We start from the raw sequence: 16495 nt of genomic DNA on the forward strand, positions 1-16495 counted from the left end.
CTAAAGCGGCAACCGCGCCAACGCTGCCCGCAAGTGATCCCCCAGCGACGGCATCTCCGCCAGGTAATAGCTCAGGGAAGGGTGATAGGAGGATTCGGCGTGATGGCGAAGCTGGTCGATCGGGGCATCGCCGCGACCAAACCAGGCCAGCGCCGCCAACTCGGCGACCGCCGATGGCTGCAAACGCTGGAGGTAACGCAGCAAGGCGATACCGGCGGGAGACAGCCGGGCAACCATCTGCCGGTCAAACTGTTCATGGTCGATAAACAGGGGAAGGATATCGTGAGCGTCGGGAACCACAGGCGGTCCATGGCGCTCTTTCTCGTCAGCCAGGCGGCAAACCGCACTGACGTCGGACAACAAAAGGCTCATGAATTTCATCCCCGCTTCCCTTCCCCCTGTCCGCCCCGGGCGGATTGTCCTCACCCCGCAAGGGTCTGACGCCCGCTCGGAAATGGAACACGGCTCGCCGGACTTCCGACAAAAGCCATACAAAATGCTGGTATTAATGATCCTCCCTCGGGATTAACGGCGTATTGACGGCCCCTGCCGATTTTTGACCAGGACTGCCATTCAGCCCAACTGCTTTGTAACGGCGGCCGGAGGAAGCGGAGGCAGCCGCCCCGGCGCTCGGTTACACTGTGCACCCGCTATCACTGAATCAAGGACGTAGCCGTGACGGACAACCTCTACGCACCGCCCAAAACCATCACCGCCATCGACGCCGGGCAAGATAACGCCCAAACCTTCTACGTCGTTTCACCGCGGAAACTGGCCATCCTGTTCTGGGGTACTTTCGGCAACTACGTGCTGTATCTGTTTTACAAGAACTGGGCCTTGCAGAAGCAGGCCACCGGCGCGGACATCATGCCGGTCATGCGCGGCCTCTTTTCGATTTTCTTCGTCCTCGACCTGTATCAGCTGGCCGACAAGCGGCTGACTGAAAAAGGCGAAACGCATCCCTGGGATATCCACAGCCTGGCGACCAAATACATTGTGCTGGTGATCGGCAAGAACGTGCTGGAACGGATCACGATCAGCCAACCCTTCCCGCAATTGCTGGCACTGGGGATGCTGTACGGGGTTTACCGCACCCTCGCCCAAGCCCAGAACGGCCTGAACCTGGCTGCCGGTGATGCCGAAGGCACGTCCAACCATAAGCTGACCGCCGCCAATTACGTCTGGATTGTGCTGGGAGTGGCGCTATGGGTCATCGTCATCCTCGGCTTGCTCAGCATGGTCTGGCCCGGGTTACTGAAGTGAAACCCCGCCATACCGCAACGTCCTGATATCACCGCTGGGTGTCAGGAAACCGGCCGGGGCTGAAACAAGACCCGCAGCCACTCCCGCAACAGGGCGGCGCGGTTGATCAGCAGGGAACCGAAAATCAGCGAGCAGCCCGCCAGCTGCACGCCGCCCATGGTTTCCCCCAGCCAGGCCACCGCCAGCAGCGCCACCCACACCGGCTCCACCACCATGATCACCACGCCATGCGTATGGCCGGACAGGCTTTGCGCGTGCGTCTGCAACAGGAAGCGCATGGCGGTGCCGATCACGGCGCTGGCCGCGATCCAGCCGCCCATGGCCGGGGTGAAATGACCGAACACGGGCGTCCAGGCCTCGAAGGCCAGCGACAGGACGCCGGACACCAGGCCCACCATGGCCAGCACCACCGAGGTCAAGGCAATGGCGGGCACGCCGGGAACGTGCTTGTGGCTGCCGTCCGGACGGCGATGCTGGCGGGCGTTGGCCGCCTGCATGTTCAAACGGAAAAACAGGGCGAACAGCACGGCGGAGGTGACGTAGAACACCTGCCCCGCCTCGGGACGGAAACCGTGGCGCAGGGACAGCAGGCCGAGGCCCGCGGCCGCCACCGGCAGCGCAATCCACGTACTGCGCGGCGGTCGCTCGCCGAAGAACAGCCGCCCCATCACCGGCACCAGCACTACGCCCAGACTGGTGAGGAACGCGCCCTCGCCGACGTGACTGCCGGTGAAGATGCCCATGACCCAACAGCTCATGGCCACCGCGAATACCAGTCCGACCCCGATGCTGCGGCGCAGGGCATGACGATCCAGACTGCGCAGGGTGCGGTGGCCGATGGCGGCCAGCAACGCCGACGCCAGCAGGAAGCGCAGGCACATGAACAGCAGCGGCGGCATCAGCAGCACCGCCTCGCGCGACATGATCCAGCTGACGGCGGCCAGCAGGGTGACGCCGACGAGCATGAGGTCGGATTTGGCGGCGGGGGTCATGGGATAGGGCACCGGCACGGACGGGCTGCCATTGTGCGGTATCCGTGCGGGAAAATCATCGAGACGTTGGGAGGGGGGAGCCTGGCTTAGCCGGACAAACCGTACATTCAGCGATGAAGGGCGCACGCAGTGCGTCCCTACGGGATTGCCGGGAGTTGAAGTTGACCGGGTTGGCGGGGGCTGCTAGCGTTGTTGCATTCCGTCCCATGGATTTAGTTCGCCTAACAAGGTGAGGCTTCCTGCCAAGCAGCTAATTTTAAAGGCAAATTATGGGGACTCATTCCTGTTTAGGCGAACGGTTTGATATGCGAACTCTGTCGCCGAAATATAGTTGGGCACCAAAATCGTGGATGTTGATGAAATAGCTCTGTTCGAAAATCTACTTGATTCGTTTGACAGACTTTACGATCAAGAATCGAGTGTTGTAGACATTTATGCGCTTCTGTTTGCCACAACCAAGGCACTACCTAATTCATCGTTTGCAGTACTCTTAAACACCACTACATCCGAACTTTTGAAAATTGTTCGATCTGGCTGCTCAGTCGAAGAGCAAAATAGCATTGTGCTTGATATTGTTCAGCCACTTCGCGAGGTAATCGCTGCTGTTGTTTAAGTTATTGAGGCGTGTGCTATAGAGCTTTAAACTGACCCTAGTTGTCCAAAGCTTTTAGCGCTGCACTTGCCCAACTTTGCGCTCAAGTGGGATAACGCCCCAGCCACTTATGGGGCATTTTTTGATGGTTCTGAGGTACGTCTCAGATTTTATTTTGCTGTGGGGCGTTACCCCTTAGCGCCGGTAGTTAGGGCTAAACATGATCAAAGCCATCAGATTTGCAATATTTATTGGGGTTTCTATGAGCTCAAATGCAAATGAAATATTTATCCACTCTCACAATCCCACCTCCAATCGATTCGCCATACTAGAGGATAATGAAAGCATTGCTTTTCTTTATCTAACGGAAGTCGGAACTCAACGCCCCATCAAAGATGCCGTTGCCTACTCTCGCCATCCCCTCGCTCTGAAAGTCGATTGGGAAAAAATCAAAGAGAAGGGCGATACCCCGCCACTATCAAAAGATGTTGCAAGTTCAGAGGCAGTTATTGCAAACCCTTCAGAGGTTGAGTTTTCTTTTAAATGGTCATCTGATGGTAACGCCGTAGCATTACTCCGAAATGGAAAACCGATTGCATTTGCTTCAGCCTCAGAAAAATATGGCTTTTCTAAAGCCATATCAAAGCCCAGCCCACTAGCAAACGCTTGGGATCAAGGGCTTTATGAAGTTACATTTGGAGAGCAGCCCTAACTAGTGGTTCGTTCACATCGTTCGCTGCGCTCACTGGGACGGGCTAAAGCCCACTCCTTAAGCAACCGTTAGAGCCAACAAGGAGGTTCATATGTATAGCGCAGGAAAAGAGGTTCTTGAGCAGGGCTTAAGCTTGTTCAGCCGGATCTTATTGGGCGTCGTCGCCGGCCTGTTTGGTGTTGGAATGATTTTTATGGGGCATGCGGCCAAGGCTCCTTGGTTCTTCTATGTCTTTGGCTCGTTCTGTCTTTTTATTACGGTGGCTTGCATTACAACCGGAAAAGTCAGGGTCTTTTTTGGAAGGCTCATCGGAGCGCTGGTTTTCATGGCTGCGGCTTGGTATCTAGTCTCAGAGTTATCTTCCGGGCCGATCATTTCAGGCATGGACGCCGACCCATCCATTCTTAACGCGGCTAAGTTTTTCATACTGGCAGGCATACCTGGTCTGGGCTATGCGTTATTCGCGCGCTTCTCTCCAAGAGAATCGGATAAATGAACGAGTTGGCTCTAACCATTCGCGGCAGGTGCGGCGGTCCTGACGGGCCGCGAGCTGGGCTCATTCGTTAGGTACGGACAGGAACGGAACTCACGAACAGCCCCGGAAAGCTCAGGCCTGCTTGGCTACTTCTGGTCCCTGCCCCAGTTTTTCATCTTCAAACCTTAGCCCCCGTCCAAGCTGTCAAACGCCCACCAGCATGAACCGCCGCCCCCAAACGTATGCCGTGTCTTCCGGTCAAAATGGAACTCGCCCTGACAGGCCCGCCCTCTTTCCAGCGCACCACGCAGTTCATCCCACTGCCCCAGCAAATCCTTGTTCTTCGCCCACTCGGGGGGATTCGCGTATTTGATCCGCAACTTGTACCGGAACGCATCTCCTTCCGTGTCATAGGGGTCATCATTGATCAGCTGCGCATCCACAATATCGACCGAAGCAACCCCCAAGGGCAGACAATCCGGGCGTTTGGGATCGACCGCGGTTGCATAGCCTGCCGTCAGCTCAAAGATATCGGCCTTTTGGCGCCGGCCATCTTCAAGCTGAATGTCTTGTCCAGCCCTCCTTTGCATCACCCCCAGGCGTTCAAGTAATTCGAGATAGGGTATCGTCTTGCGGGCAACCGGATCCCAGCCTGATCGCCCCTTGGACGGGAAAATGGCCACGGCGTAGTGGTCCGACTCGCCTTCAAACAGCGATTTGTCCACCGGCAAGTTTCCCCTGCCCGGCAGGGCCAGACAGGTACCGGGCCACTGACCAGCCTTGCCATGACCATGCATCTCCGCCAGCAGACGTCGAATTTCATCCACCGTCGGTGGTGCAAAGGCTTTCAGGGCCTCCATCTTGCGGATACGCAGGGCAGCCAGCCGCGACAGCATCGCTTCGTATTCGGCCCGGCCGCCATCCTTTTGCGTGGCATCCACATAAGCATCCTTGTAATCGCGGCTGTAAACCGTAGGGGCGCGACCACACGGCCCTTGCCCATCCCGGACCAAGTGCCGACACTCAACCCAGGATTTGTTTTGACGAACCAACTGAACCTTGAACATCTGCCCGGCACTGTTCTTTTCGATTTCCGGGAAAGCCGCCAGCAGCGCGGGATTTCTTACCCATGCGGATTCTGCTGATGTTGCATCCAGCCCGATCCGGGCCGTGACCTCGTAAAACGGCTGGCTTTGCCCTGCCTGACTGCCCGGCGGATGCGGAGTGATTTGATCGATGCCGAGGTAATGTGGCTGTCCGTATTCGAAACAGCTGGCATTGCGGTTCGGACCCGATTTCAGCCAGCCCGACTCAGACAGCCGGTAACGGATAGCCGGGCGACCGTTCAGGGTCAATGTCAGTTTTTCCAGCAAACCGGCCTGGCTCAGTGCATCCAGTTTCCGCAATTGCTCCTGACGGGGAGCAGACTCCGGAGCATCGGTATAGAAATCCATGGACCACGCCAACGGTTCACGGGTCTTCGTGCCCACATCCGGAGCAGGATAGGACGGCAGGGAAAGACACAACCGTTTTCCTTGCTCGCCCCCGGAATGCTGTTCCCAAAGGGCGCGGACTACAGGATCGAAATTGGCGGCCGTGGGTTGGTTTTCCTGCCAGTGGTTGTAGGCATACACGCCGGCTGTCAGTGTCAGACCCAATCCGAGGACTGCCGCAACTGACGGGAAAATGCGACGTTTACTGAAATTTAAATGCATGTGAAATCCGTTCTTATGATTTTCGGCAAGTCGGCTAGCGCGACCCTTGCGAATGTTATGGCTGTCCTAGGCAAACGACAAGCGTGGCCGTTTGGAAGATTTTCCCCTTGGAGGCTGTAGTCCCTTAGCCGGGGCGGAATCAGAAATAGGGGCCAGTCCCCCTGTGTTTAGCTTAGGTTGACGGAGGGTGGCGCGCGCTGCTAGCTTTCAGGAACTTCATCCTATGGGTTTAGTTCGCCTAACAAGGTGAGGCTTCCTGACAAGCGGCTAATTTGAAAGGCAAATGACTCTGACTCATTGCTGTTTAGGCGAATGGATTGTTATGCAAACTCTGTCGCCGAAATATAGTTAGGCATCAAGGGAGACGAACAGTGCCGCAAACAGTCATTCCGCAACTACGCATCACAAACTCAGAACAAAGCCTTGGCTTCTATGTCAACGGCCTCGGCTTCAAGATTGACTGGCAGCACCGATTCGGTCCCCGCTACCCGCTTTTTGTTCAACTCACGAGGCAAGGCCAAACGATCTTTCTGACAGAGCATATGGGCGACTGTGAAGTCGGAGGCGCCGTCTACTTCATCGTCCAAGATGCCGGACACACTTTGTCCGAGTTTGAGCAACATGGTGTCGTTGCCACCAACCCACTGTCAAATACATCGTGGGGTACAAGCGAATTTCTGCTGACCGATCCGGACGGCAACCGTTTGCGCTTTGCCTCTGAACTTCAGCAACAAACATGACTCGCCAAGTCCCAGCGGTCACTTGCTGCCTAACCTGGGCGTTTTAGAGGAGCCACATTTTGCTCGATCTTGATGATCCTCGTTGGTACGAGCTCAAACATGCTTATGGCACGGCTGCGGATATCCCTGCGTTGTTAAAACAACTCGCCGATCTACCGTCCTCCGAAAACGACAACGAGCCTTGGTTCTCCATCTGGAGCGCATTGGCGCATCAAGGCGACGTCTACACAGCTTCTTTCGCTGCCGTGCCACACGTAATAGAGGCGCTCGCCTCTGCCCCGTTAAAAGCCGATTTCTCCTATTTTCAATTTCCGGCCTGGGTTGAAGTCTGCCGCACCAAGAAGAGCGTTTCGGTTCCTGAAGACATTGCCCCAGCCTACTTTGAGTCCTTGTCTCGGCTGCCCTCGCTTGTGGGTGCAGCAGCCGCGCGCCCATGGGACGAAGGGTTTCTATGTTGCGCTCTTTCAGCGGTTGCCGCGGCGAAAGGGCAGCCCTCAGTTGCCGAAGCAGTGTTGGAGCTTTCGCCCGAGGTGGCCGGCGAGTTCATGGAGTGGTTCTATGAACGCTGAAAAGCCCAATTCTACGTTATCGCCATAAAACAACCGGAACCAATCGGGAGGGAATAGGCACCTGTCCCCAATTTTCCCCCGACGACCCTCCGCCCTGTCAGCAGCGTCGGGCTGAAGCCCGACCCACAGGCTACAACCGCTCAATCACCGTCGCCGTCGCCATCCCCTGCGCAATGCACATCGTCTGCAAGCCATAGCGCGCGCCCCGCCGCTCCATCTCCGCCAGCAGCTTCCCCATCAAAATCGCCCCCGTCGCCCCCAGCGGATGCCCGTGCGCAATCGCCCCGCCGTTCACATTCACCTTCTCCGCCGGAATTCCCAGCGCCTTCATCCAGATCAACGGCACCGGCGCAAAGGCCTCGTTGATCTCAAACAGGTCGATATCCGCCAGCAACAAGCCCGCCTTTTTCACCGCCCGCTCCGTCGCCGGAATCACCTCCATCAGGGCCAGCGTCGGATCACCCGCCGCGCACACCCGCGCCAGAATCCGCGCCCGCGGCCGGAAACCGTCACGTTCCGCCGCCATCCGGTCGGCCACCAGCATCACCCCCGCCCCGTCGGCAATCTGCGACGCATTGCCCGCCGAAATCAGCCCCGAGCCCGGCCGGAACGGACGCGGCAGCGCCGCCATCTTCGCCGCGTCCACCGATTGCCGGATGCCCTCGTCCGTCGCCACTGTCACCGGCTGCCCGGCGGCATCCAGCCCCGTCAGCGGCGCAATCTGCGACCGGAAAAACCCCGCCTGCTGCGCCGCCCAGGCTCGCCGGTGAGACTCCGCCGCGAAGCCGTCCAGATCATCCTGTATCAGGCCGTGGATTTCACACAGGCGCTCGGCGGACTCACCCTGATGGATGATTTCGTATTTGAGCTTCAGGTCCGGATTCACATTGTCCGGCGAGCCGATATCGGAAAACATCGGCACCCGGCCCATGCTCTCCACCCCGCCCGCGATCACGTACTCGGCATCACCCGCCATCACCTTCAGCGCCGCCAGATGCACCGCCTCCTGCGAGGAACCGCAGGCGCGCACCACGGTGAAGGCGTCGGTGGACGGGGGCAGGTTCGACAACAGACCGGCCAGCCGCGACACGTTGTTGCCCTGCTCGCCGCGCGCCGTGACGCAGCCGGTAATCAGCGACTCCACCTTCGCCGGGGCCAGCCCGGTGCGCGCCAGCAGCGCGTTGATGGCGTGGGCGTAGAGGTTGACGGGATGCCAGCCGCGCAGACTGCCCTTTTCGGCATGACCGCGCCCGATGGGTGTGCGCACGGCGTCGATGATGACGGCTTCTTTCATGGGTATCAGCTCCGGAATCTCAGAAAAACTTCACCGGCATCAAGGTGTCCAGCCCGGCGTCAACCGCCTCGGCATGCCCGCGCGTGCGCGGCAATATGCGCCGGAAGTAGAAACGCGCCGTGTGGATCTTGGCCTCGTAGAAATCCGCCTCCGCCGCGCCTTGCGCCAGCGCGCGCGCCGCCACGGCCGCCATGCGCGCCTGGAACCAGGCCAGCACCGTGTAACCGGCGAAGTACAGGTAATCCACCGCCGCCGCGCCCACCTCGTCCGGGTTGGTCAGCGCCTTCATCCCGATGCGTTGCGTCAGGCTTTCCCATTCATCGCACAGCGCGGCTAGCGGCGGCAGGAATTCCGCCACCGCCGCGTGCCCGGCTTCCGCCGCGCAGAAGGCGCGAATCTCGCCGGTGACCAGCTGCAGCGATTGTCCCTGCGTGGCCAGCACCTTGCGGCCCAGCAGGTCCAGCGCCTGGATCTCGGTGGTGCCTTCGTACAGGGTCGCCACGCGGGCGTCGCGCGCCATCTGTTCCAGCCCCCATTCGCGGATGAAGCCGTGGCCGCCGTAAATCTGGATGCCGTGCTTGGCCGCTTCCAGCCCCAGTTCGGTCAGCACCGCCTTGGCGATGGGCGTCATCAGGCCGAGCACGGCTTCGGCGTGACGGCGTTGTTCCTCGTCGTCGCTGCCCAGCAGCACGTCTTCCTGCGTCGCCAGCCAGTAGACCAGCGCGCGCCCGGCCTCGGTGAAGGCCTTCTGCGTCTGCAACATCGCGCGCACGGCGGGATGAACCACGATAGGATCGGCGGGCTTGTCCGGGTACTGCGGGCCGGACAACGCACGCAGCGCCAGCCGGTCCTTCGCATACGTCAGCGAGGCCTGCCACGCGGCCTCCATACCCGCCACGCCCTGCAAGGCCACGCCCAGACGGGCGGAGTTCATGAACAGGAACATGTAGCTGAGGCCCTTGTGCGGCTGGCCGATCAGCGTGCCGGTGGCGCCGTCGAAGTTCATCACGCAGGTGGCGGAGCCCTTCAGGCCCATCTTGTGCTCGATGGAACCGCAGCTGACGGCGTTGCGCGCGCCGAGGGAACCGTCGGCATTGAGGTGATGCTTCGACACCAGGAACAGCGAGATGCCCTTGGTGCCCTTGGGGGCGTCCGGCAGGCGCGCCAGCACGATGTGGACGATGTTGTCGGTGAAGTCGTGTTCGCCGCCGGAGATGAAGATCTTGGTGCCTGTGATGGCATAAGTACCATCGGCGTTGGCTTCGGCGCGGGTGCGCACCAGCCCCAGGTCGGACCCGGCCTGCGGTTCGGTCAGGCACATGGTGGCCAGCCATTCGCCGGACACCAGTTTCGGCAGGACGTCGCGCTGCTGTTCGGCGCTGCCATGGTGGACCAGCGTCTTGATCGCGCCGTGGTTGAGGCAGGGATACATGCCCCAGGCGCGGTTGGCGCCGCCGATCATCTCGTTGCAGGCGGCGGCCAGCGTCGCGGGCAGGCCGGAACCGCCGCGGGATGCCGGTTCGGCCAGCGCGCCGAGGCCGAGTTCGACATATTGGGCGTACGCTTCCTTGAAGCCCGTCGGCGTGCGTACCGCGCCATTGTCGAAGGTGCAGCCCTCTTCATCGCCGGAGCGGTTGATCGGCGAGAGTTCGTTCTCGTTGAACTTCGCGGCCAGGGCGAGAATGCTGTCGAGGGTGTCGCGGTCGGTGTCGGCGAAGACTGGCAGGCGGCGGTAGTGTTCCTGAACGTGGAGCAATTCATGCAGGACGAAATTCATCTCGCGCAGTGGGGCGACGTACTGGGGCATGGCGGTGATCCGGGGCGGGATTGCGGCAGGGGGAATGGCGGGGAAATTAACGTGAATGTTTATTCGTGTTCAAGTCGCGTATGTCTCAACCACCCCGCACCTGCTCCGCATAGGCATTCAAGCCCCGCATGACCAGTTCATACGGCCACGCAAACTTGCGCTGGAACCAATGCCCCACGGCAATGTCCGGCGAGGTGAACACCAGGTACTTGCCCCGCTCCACCCCGCGCAAAATCGCCGCCGCCGCCTGTTCCGGCGACATGGCATGCTTCTGGAAACGCCCGGTCAGCGCCTGCATCCGGGGATCATCCCGCTCCACGCCGACAATGCGCACCGTCCGCACCAGCCCGGTATCCACCGCCCCCGGACACACCAGGCTGACCTGGATGCCATGCCGCGCCAGGTCGTAGCGCAGCACTTCCGACACGCCGCGCAGCCCGAACTTGGAAGCGCTGTAGGCGGCATGCCACGGCAGCCCGAACAGCCCCGCCGCCGAGGAGACGTTGACCACCGCCCCGCCGCGTCCGGCGCGAATCATTGGCGGCACGAAACACTCCAGCACCTGGATCGGCCCCATCAGGTTGACCTCGACGCAGTCGCGCCAGTGTCGGTGCTCCAGGTCCTGGATGCGGCCCCAGATGGAAATCCCGGCAATGTTCATCACGACATCGACACTGCCGAAACGGGCGTGGATTTCGTCCGCCATCGCCTTCACCGCGTCGTAATCGGCAATGTCGGCGGCACGCAGGAATTCCACCCGGCCGCCCCCGGCGCGGATTTCCGCCGCCGTATGCTCCAGTTCCTCGGCGCGGATATCGGTCAGCAATAACCGCGCGCCCCGCCGGGCGGCGGCCGTCGCCACTGCCTTGCCGATGCCGCTGGCAGCGCCGGTGATGAAACAGAGTTTGTCGGTCCAGAATGTCCGTGAGCGCATGGCGGAATCCCCGTTCGGCGTGGTTGATGACCACATCATGCCGCTCTCCGGTCTGCGGACAGTTACCCGAACGGGACAATTCCGGTGCCTTATCGGGCCAGCCTCGTCCCTCCGCGCGGTTTTGTGCGAGGATGGCCCCATCCCGTGCTTTTCCCCGGAACCGCCATGAACACGCCTGCCCCGACCGAACCCGGCGACTGGATTTCCGCCCGTCACCTGCGCCATATCCTGGCGCGCGGCGAGGCGCTGGGGGTGGACATGGCCCCGGTGCTGGCGGCGGGCGGCCTCAGCCGCTCCGATCTGGCCGATGCCGACGCCATGGTGCCTATGGCCGCCGTCGAGACGATGCTCGGCGTCTGGTTCGCCGGCGGCGGCAATCCCCTGCCCGGCCTGAAGCTGGCCGCGACCGTGCAGCCGCCCACCTTCGGCGCGCTGGGGCTGGTGTTCCAGTCCTGCGCCACGCTGGCCGACGCCCTGCACGCCATGATCCGCTTTAACGGCCTGCTGACCAGCTTCGGGGAAACCCGGCTGGAATTCGCGCCCGGCGCGGTGCGGGTGTGCTGGCGCGCGGCGGCGGGCGGGGAACAGTTCCGCCGTCAGGCCGCCGAGTATGTACTGGGCATCTTCGTGACGGTGATCCGGCTGCTGCTGGAAGACAGTGACCGGGACTTGCTGCGCGCCGTCGAGTTCCCGCATGCCGCGCCCGCGAATCCCGCCTTGCTGCGTGAATACTTCGCCGTGTTCGCCGCGCCGGTGCATTTCGACCGGCAGGACACCGCGCTGGTGCTGCCCGCCGACGCGCTGAAACGCCGCCTGCGTCATGGCGACGCGGTGCTGAAATCGCTGCTGGAACAACAGGCCGACACCCTGCTGCGCCGTCGGCCCCGGCCCGGCTCCATCACCACGGCGGTGCGCACGCTGGTGACGGCGATGCTGCCGGACGGCCTGCCCGCCAAGGAGGCCGTGGCGGCGCAGCTGGGCCTCAGCGCCAAGACGCTGCAACGGCGGCTGGACGAGGCCGGAACCACCTTCCAGGCCCTGCTGGACACGGTGCGGCTGGACGAAGCGCGCCGCCTGCTGGCCGACACCGCCCTGCCCCTGAGCGAACTGCCCGACCGGCTGGGTTTCGCCACCTATCCGGCCTTTGTCCGCTGGTTCAAGCGGCTGACCGGGCAAACGCCCGGGGCGTGCCGCGCCGCCCTTTCCCCTGATTCCGGAGATACCCCGCCATGACCGATTTCCTGCAACCCGAAGGCGGCTGGTTCGCCCCGTCCGACCGACTGACGCCGCCCCCGCCCACCGGCCGCAAGCCCTTGTTCCGCGCCCTGTCCGGCGTGGCGCGACTGATGGGCCGCAGCGAAGTGCCGGATGTGATCGCGCTGCTGGGCCAGTACCCGCGCCTGTTCTGGCCGTGGCTGGCCTTCGCCTCGCGGATGATGCCCTACGGCAAGCTGCCGCCGGTGACGCGGGAGAAGCTGATCCTGCGCACGGCGTGGCACTGCCGCAGCCGCTATGAGTGGGGACAGCATGTGGAAATCGGCTTGCGCGCCGGGCTGACGGACACGGAGATCGTGGCGGTGGCGCGCGGACCACACGGCTGGGCGGGCGACGACGATGCGGCGGCGCTGGATGCCTGCGACGAATTGTGCCGGGACAAGCGGGTCAGCGCGCCGACTTGGGAGCGCTTGCAAGCCCGGTTTTCCGGGGAGCAGTTGGTGGAACTGACGCTGCTGGTGGGGCATTACGAAATGCTGGCGGGGTTCCTGAACACCGCCGGGCTGGCGCTGGAGCCGCTGATCGAGGCGGAGTTGCAGGCGTTTTACCGGCGGGTGGCGGGAACGTGATTGTGGCGCGCCTGTGCGCTGTCTTCCGGCAGTGAAAGTCGTAGAATCGGCACAGACTTCCCTGCCGGACCGCCGTGATGACGACCGCTTCGATCCATCTGCAACTGTATGTGCGTTTCGATATCGACGGCATGACGCCGGGGCTGTGGCCCCTGCTGGCGGAGGCGTTGGGGCCGTGCGGGCCTTACCTGCTGTCGCCGCCGGAGCGTTACTGGAAGATGCCGGACTGCCTGGGCTTCCATCTCGGCTTCACCACCGACCCGGAGCTGGTGTGGCGGCTGGTGCGGGCGCTGGCCCCGCAGGGCTGGACGCTGTCCGGGGATGAACAGGATCTGTCGGCGGTGTGGAATCCGGGGGACTGGGCGGCGCTGGTGCACCGGGACGTGAAGTGGGCGGAGTTGCAACTGACGCGGCGGGAAGCCTGAGCCGCGTCGCGGTTTCCCCTCACACCAGGCGTTGCTGCAGCAACCATTCCCCCGTCCTTTGCAAGCCCGTTTCCAGATCCACCGCCGGACGATAACCCAGCACCCGCTCCGCCTTCGCGATCGAATACCCCGCGCGCCGCGTCATCATCGCCAGCGACCCGGCGCTGATCTCGGTGTTCTGCTTCAGCACATCATTCAGCAGGAATTCCCCGGCACGGGTCACCGTCTTCGCCACCGCCGTCGGCAGCACCGGCGGCTTGCCGCGATTTCCCGCCCAGCGCCAGTGCGGCGTAAAGAAGTCGACGCAGGGCACGCTCTTGCCATCAGTGATGTTGAAGATCTGGCCGCTGCCCGCCGGGTTCAGCGCCGCCGCGACCATGCCGTCCAGCAGGTTGTCGATGTAGACCGGACTGAACAGGCCGCGCCCGCCCGCCGGCAGCAGGAACTGGCGCTTCTTCATCATGTCCAGCGGAATCAGCACCCATGGCCGCGAACCGGGGCCGTAGACATCACCCGGCCGCACGATGGTGCAGGCCATCTCGCCCGCCGCGTGCGCCGCCAGCACCGGATGCTCGCTGGCCGCCTTGGCGTCGCAATAGGGAAAGCCGCTGAGCAGGGCGATGTCGTCGCTTTCCGTGCGGTCGCTGTCGAAATCCAGACCGTAGGCGGCAATGGACGACAGGTGCAGGAAACGGCCGGCGTCACCCTGCACCGCCGCCTGCACCGCCAGCCGGGCGCTGCCCAGGCTGACCGAGCGGTACAGCGCCGCCGGGGCCGCATTCGACACCACGGCGGCGGTATGGATAACCAGCTCGCAGCCCTTGGCCAGCTGCTGCCAATCGCCCGGCTGCGCGACATTGGCGGCATGCACGTTCAGTTCGCGGTTGGCGTTGAGGTCGACGCCGACCACGCCGGAACCCAGCGCGCGGAAACGGTCGGCAATGGCGCGGCCGATAAAGCCGTTGGCGCCGGTGATGAAAACCTTGGCGGGAATCTGCATGGTCTGGACTTCCGGAATCAGGGGGAGGAAAGGTCACCGGAACATTTCTGATGACAATTGTCGTCAGAATATAACTGACGACGCTTGTCGTCAACTTGGCGAACAGCGATACTTCCGCACCATCCCCCCTGCCGCCGGATACCGCCGATGACCGACGCCGCCCCCGCTCCCCGCCCCTATGCCGGAGAAACGCCCGAAGCCCGCCGGGCGCGCCGTCGCCGCTGTTTCATCGACAGCGGCAAGATCCTGTTCGGCACCGTCGGCTACCGCAAGACCACCATGCGCGGGCTATGCGCGCACGCAGGCCTTACCGACCGCTACTTCTACGAATCCTTCGCCTCGCTGGAAGACCTGCTGGCCGCCGTCTACGAGGAGCGGGCCGCCGAACTGGAAGCCGCCGTGCTGGCGGCGGTGCGCGCCACCGGCCCCGACGCGCCGCTGGACACCCTGATCCGCCACGGGCTGGACGCGTTTTTCCGGCAGGCGGAGGATGCGGAAACTGCGCGGGTAATCTGGCTGGAAGTGCTGGGCGTCAGTCCGCGCATCGACACGCTGTACAACGGCGTGCTGCGCCGTTTCGCGGACCTGATGCTGCTGTTGATACGCCTCACCCTGCCGGAGTGGGACGTGTCCGGCAACACGGCGCGGGTGCTGGCGATGGGACTGATCGGCGCGGTGAGTGAAAGCGCCAAGGACTGGCTGATGACCGGCTACACCCAACCCCGCGCGGAACTGGTGGCGGGCGTGGCGCTGCTGTTTGAAGCGGTCGCCCGTCTGCCGAAAGCGGCGTAACCGGCGGCCTTAATCCCCAATCCCGGCAAACAGGTCGGGCATCTGCGGCACGGCCGCCGCCGCTTTCCCGCCCGGCTTCGCGGCGCGCTCCATCCCCAGTGCCTCGCGAAGCATGCCGAACATACCCTCAAAGGCCTCCTCCGCCGGGCCGTGCAGGACACGCGCGTTGGCCAGCGTCGCCAGGCCATGCACGCTGGTCCACAGCAGGGTTTCCGCGCCCGCGCGCCGCGCCGGGGTGATGCGCCCGGCCTTCACCAGATCATCCAGCGCCCGGCACAGCAGTTCGTAGGCGGACAGGCCGGTGCGCGGGCCGACGCCGCCAATGGCATACTGCCCCCCCGCGCCAAAGGGGCCGAACATCAGCGCGAACATCGCCGGCTCACCCAAGCCGAAACGGATGTAGGCCAACCCGTTGGCACGCAACCGCCCGACGGGATCGGCCCCGGCCTCGTCCATGGCGATTTCCATGGCCGCCGCAAGCCGCACGAAGCCTTCGCTGGCCAGCGCGGCCAGCAGCGCGCCCTTGTCCTCGAAATGGCGATAGGCCGCCGCCGGTGAGACGCCGACCGCACGCGCCGCCTCGCGCAGGCTGAAGGCTTCCGCCCCTTGTGCCTCGACCAGCCGCGCGGCCTCGGCGAGCAGCGCCTGGCGCAGGTCGCCATGGTGGAAGGGACGGGATTCGGCAGCAGTCATGCGGGGCTCCGGGTCATCAGGATCAAGCGGAAGTTGCGCTCATGTTGACACTGATAACTTTTACGATCAAGATGTAATCACTGTTAACTTGAACCTCTGGAGGCTGTCATGAACGCTCTCGCTGCCTTTATCCATCATCTGGCCGCCTTCCTGCTGGTCAGCACGCTGGTGGTGGAAGCCGCCCTGCTCAACGGCGCGCTGGACCGTGAACGCATGCGCCAGCTGCAACGTACCGACCTGTGGTACGGCCTGGCGGCGGGCGTGATCGTGTTGGTGGGGCTGGCGCGGGTGTTCTGGTTCGAAAAGGGTCCGTCTTATTACGGCCATAACGTCTTCTTCATGGCGAAAATGACCTTGTTCGGCGCGGTCGGGTTGTTGTCGGCGTACCCGACCGTGGTGTTCCTGCGCTGGGGGAAACGCCTGCGTCAGGGGGAATGCCCGGAGGTCGCACCGGATCAGCTGCTGCGCCTGCGGCGCGTCGTGCGGGCGGAGCTGGCCGGACTGGTCGGCGTACTGTTCTGCGCGGCGATGATGGCCAAGGGCTACGGCATGCTCTAAAAACCATACTAACTTCATGGTCTTCCGCAAGGCGCGTATTTCCGGCCGTTCATCCGCGACCGCTGTACCCATCCTGAGGCGGAGCGATAT

General features: G+C 62.7%; 19 protein-coding genes. 11 read left to right on the forward strand and 8 right to left on the reverse strand.

What is annotated here, in order from left to right:
- Nucleotides 1–372 carry a DUF3775 domain-containing protein gene (locus EV700_RS13060; protein WP_165391476.1) on the reverse strand — a complete coding sequence of 124 codons (372 nt, stop codon included), beginning with the start codon at nucleotides 370–372 and terminating at the stop codon, nucleotides 1–3.
- Nucleotides 373–675: 303 nt separating this feature from the next.
- Here EV700_RS13060 and EV700_RS13065 point away from each other — a divergent pair, with 303 nt between their 5' ends.
- Nucleotides 676–1263, forward strand: coding sequence for a hypothetical protein (locus tag EV700_RS13065; protein WP_130414467.1), 588 nt, complete (start codon nucleotides 676–678; stop codon nucleotides 1261–1263).
- A 41-nt stretch (nucleotides 1264–1304) separates the two neighbouring features.
- Here the strand turns inward: EV700_RS13065 and EV700_RS13070 are convergent, their stop codons facing one another.
- A complete protein-coding gene (locus EV700_RS13070; protein WP_130414469.1) occupies nucleotides 1305–2255 on the reverse strand; it encodes a DMT family transporter in 951 nt (316 codons plus the stop codon).
- A 331-nt stretch (nucleotides 2256–2586) separates the two neighbouring features.
- Between EV700_RS13070 and EV700_RS13075 the strand changes: the two genes are divergently transcribed.
- The 3 genes from EV700_RS13075 (at nucleotide 2587) to EV700_RS13085 (ending at nucleotide 4055) form a co-directional block, all read left to right on the forward strand.
- Entirely contained in the window at nucleotides 2587–2868 is a 282-nt protein-coding gene (locus tag EV700_RS13075; protein WP_130414471.1) for a hypothetical protein, read from the forward strand.
- 199 nt (nucleotides 2869–3067) lie between these two features.
- Nucleotides 3068–3559, forward strand: a complete 492-nt coding sequence (locus EV700_RS13080) for a hypothetical protein (RefSeq protein WP_130414473.1) — start codon at nucleotides 3068–3070, stop codon at nucleotides 3557–3559.
- A 91-nt stretch (nucleotides 3560–3650) separates the two neighbouring features.
- Nucleotides 3651–4055 carry a hypothetical protein gene (locus tag EV700_RS13085; RefSeq protein ID WP_130414475.1) on the forward strand — a complete coding sequence of 135 codons (405 nt, stop codon included), beginning with the start codon at nucleotides 3651–3653 and terminating at the stop codon, nucleotides 4053–4055.
- Between the two features lie 164 nt (nucleotides 4056–4219).
- On the opposite strand, the gene EV700_RS13090 is transcribed toward EV700_RS13085, so the two are convergent.
- Entirely contained in the window at nucleotides 4220–5749 is a 1530-nt protein-coding gene (locus EV700_RS13090) for a hypothetical protein (protein ID WP_130414477.1), read from the reverse strand.
- 371 nt (nucleotides 5750–6120) lie between these two features.
- Between EV700_RS13090 and EV700_RS13095 the strand changes: the two genes are divergently transcribed.
- Together EV700_RS13095 and EV700_RS13100 are read left to right on the forward strand one after the other, a co-directional pair.
- On the forward strand, nucleotides 6121–6489 hold the full coding sequence (locus EV700_RS13095) for a bleomycin resistance protein (protein ID WP_130414479.1): 369 nt from the start codon (nucleotides 6121–6123) through the stop codon (nucleotides 6487–6489).
- A gap of 59 nt (nucleotides 6490–6548) precedes the next feature.
- Nucleotides 6549–7058, forward strand: coding sequence for a hypothetical protein (locus EV700_RS13100; protein ID WP_130414482.1), 510 nt, complete (start codon nucleotides 6549–6551; stop codon nucleotides 7056–7058).
- A 130-nt stretch (nucleotides 7059–7188) separates the two neighbouring features.
- On the opposite strand, the gene EV700_RS13105 is transcribed toward EV700_RS13100, so the two are convergent.
- The 3 genes from EV700_RS13105 to EV700_RS13115 all read right to left on the reverse strand — a co-directional run bounded on the left by EV700_RS13105 (nucleotide 7189) and on the right by EV700_RS13115 (nucleotide 11132).
- Complete coding sequence (locus EV700_RS13105) at nucleotides 7189–8352, reverse strand: thiolase family protein (protein ID WP_130414484.1); 1164 nt, start codon at nucleotides 8350–8352, stop codon at nucleotides 7189–7191.
- A gap of 19 nt (nucleotides 8353–8371) precedes the next feature.
- Entirely contained in the window at nucleotides 8372–10159 is a 1788-nt protein-coding gene (locus EV700_RS13110; protein ID WP_130414486.1) for an acyl-CoA dehydrogenase C-terminal domain-containing protein, read from the reverse strand.
- A gap of 85 nt (nucleotides 10160–10244) precedes the next feature.
- Entirely contained in the window at nucleotides 10245–11132 is an 888-nt protein-coding gene (locus EV700_RS13115) for an SDR family oxidoreductase (RefSeq protein ID WP_207224674.1), read from the reverse strand.
- Nucleotides 11133–11258: 126 nt separating this feature from the next.
- Here EV700_RS13115 and EV700_RS13120 point away from each other — a divergent pair, with 126 nt between their 5' ends.
- From EV700_RS13120 to EV700_RS13130, 3 genes are all read left to right on the forward strand, one after another.
- On the forward strand, nucleotides 11259–12326 hold the full coding sequence (locus tag EV700_RS13120; RefSeq protein ID WP_130414488.1) for an AraC family transcriptional regulator: 1068 nt from the start codon (nucleotides 11259–11261) through the stop codon (nucleotides 12324–12326).
- Nucleotides 12323–12937 carry a carboxymuconolactone decarboxylase family protein gene (locus EV700_RS13125; protein ID WP_130414490.1) on the forward strand — a complete coding sequence of 205 codons (615 nt, stop codon included), beginning with the start codon at nucleotides 12323–12325 and terminating at the stop codon, nucleotides 12935–12937. Before EV700_RS13120 ends, EV700_RS13125 begins: the two co-directional genes overlap by 4 nt.
- Before the next feature lie 77 nt (nucleotides 12938–13014).
- Nucleotides 13015–13362, forward strand: a complete 348-nt coding sequence (locus EV700_RS13130; protein WP_130414492.1) for a hypothetical protein — start codon at nucleotides 13015–13017, stop codon at nucleotides 13360–13362.
- Nucleotides 13363–13381: 19 nt separating this feature from the next.
- Here EV700_RS13130 and EV700_RS13135 read toward each other — a convergent pair whose 3' ends face one another.
- On the reverse strand, nucleotides 13382–14362 hold the full coding sequence (locus EV700_RS13135; protein WP_130414494.1) for an NAD-dependent epimerase/dehydratase family protein: 981 nt from the start codon (nucleotides 14360–14362) through the stop codon (nucleotides 13382–13384).
- A 147-nt stretch (nucleotides 14363–14509) separates the two neighbouring features.
- Here EV700_RS13135 and EV700_RS13140 point away from each other — a divergent pair, with 147 nt between their 5' ends.
- Nucleotides 14510–15154 (forward strand): TetR/AcrR family transcriptional regulator, encoded by a 645-nt coding sequence (locus EV700_RS13140; RefSeq protein ID WP_130414495.1) that lies wholly within the window; start codon nucleotides 14510–14512, stop codon nucleotides 15152–15154.
- A gap of 9 nt (nucleotides 15155–15163) precedes the next feature.
- Here the strand turns inward: EV700_RS13140 and EV700_RS13145 are convergent, their stop codons facing one another.
- On the reverse strand, nucleotides 15164–15847 hold the full coding sequence (locus EV700_RS13145; protein ID WP_130414496.1) for a TetR/AcrR family transcriptional regulator: 684 nt from the start codon (nucleotides 15845–15847) through the stop codon (nucleotides 15164–15166).
- A gap of 108 nt (nucleotides 15848–15955) precedes the next feature.
- Here EV700_RS13145 and EV700_RS13150 point away from each other — a divergent pair, with 108 nt between their 5' ends.
- A complete protein-coding gene (locus tag EV700_RS13150) occupies nucleotides 15956–16405 on the forward strand; it encodes a DUF2214 family protein (RefSeq protein WP_130414497.1) in 450 nt (149 codons plus the stop codon).
- The last annotated feature ends 90 nt before the right edge of the window (nucleotides 16406–16495 follow it).

The organism is Fluviicoccus keumensis, assembly GCF_004217445.1.
In the GTDB taxonomy this organism is placed as follows: Bacteria; Pseudomonadota; Gammaproteobacteria; order Pseudomonadales; family Moraxellaceae; genus Fluviicoccus; species Fluviicoccus keumensis.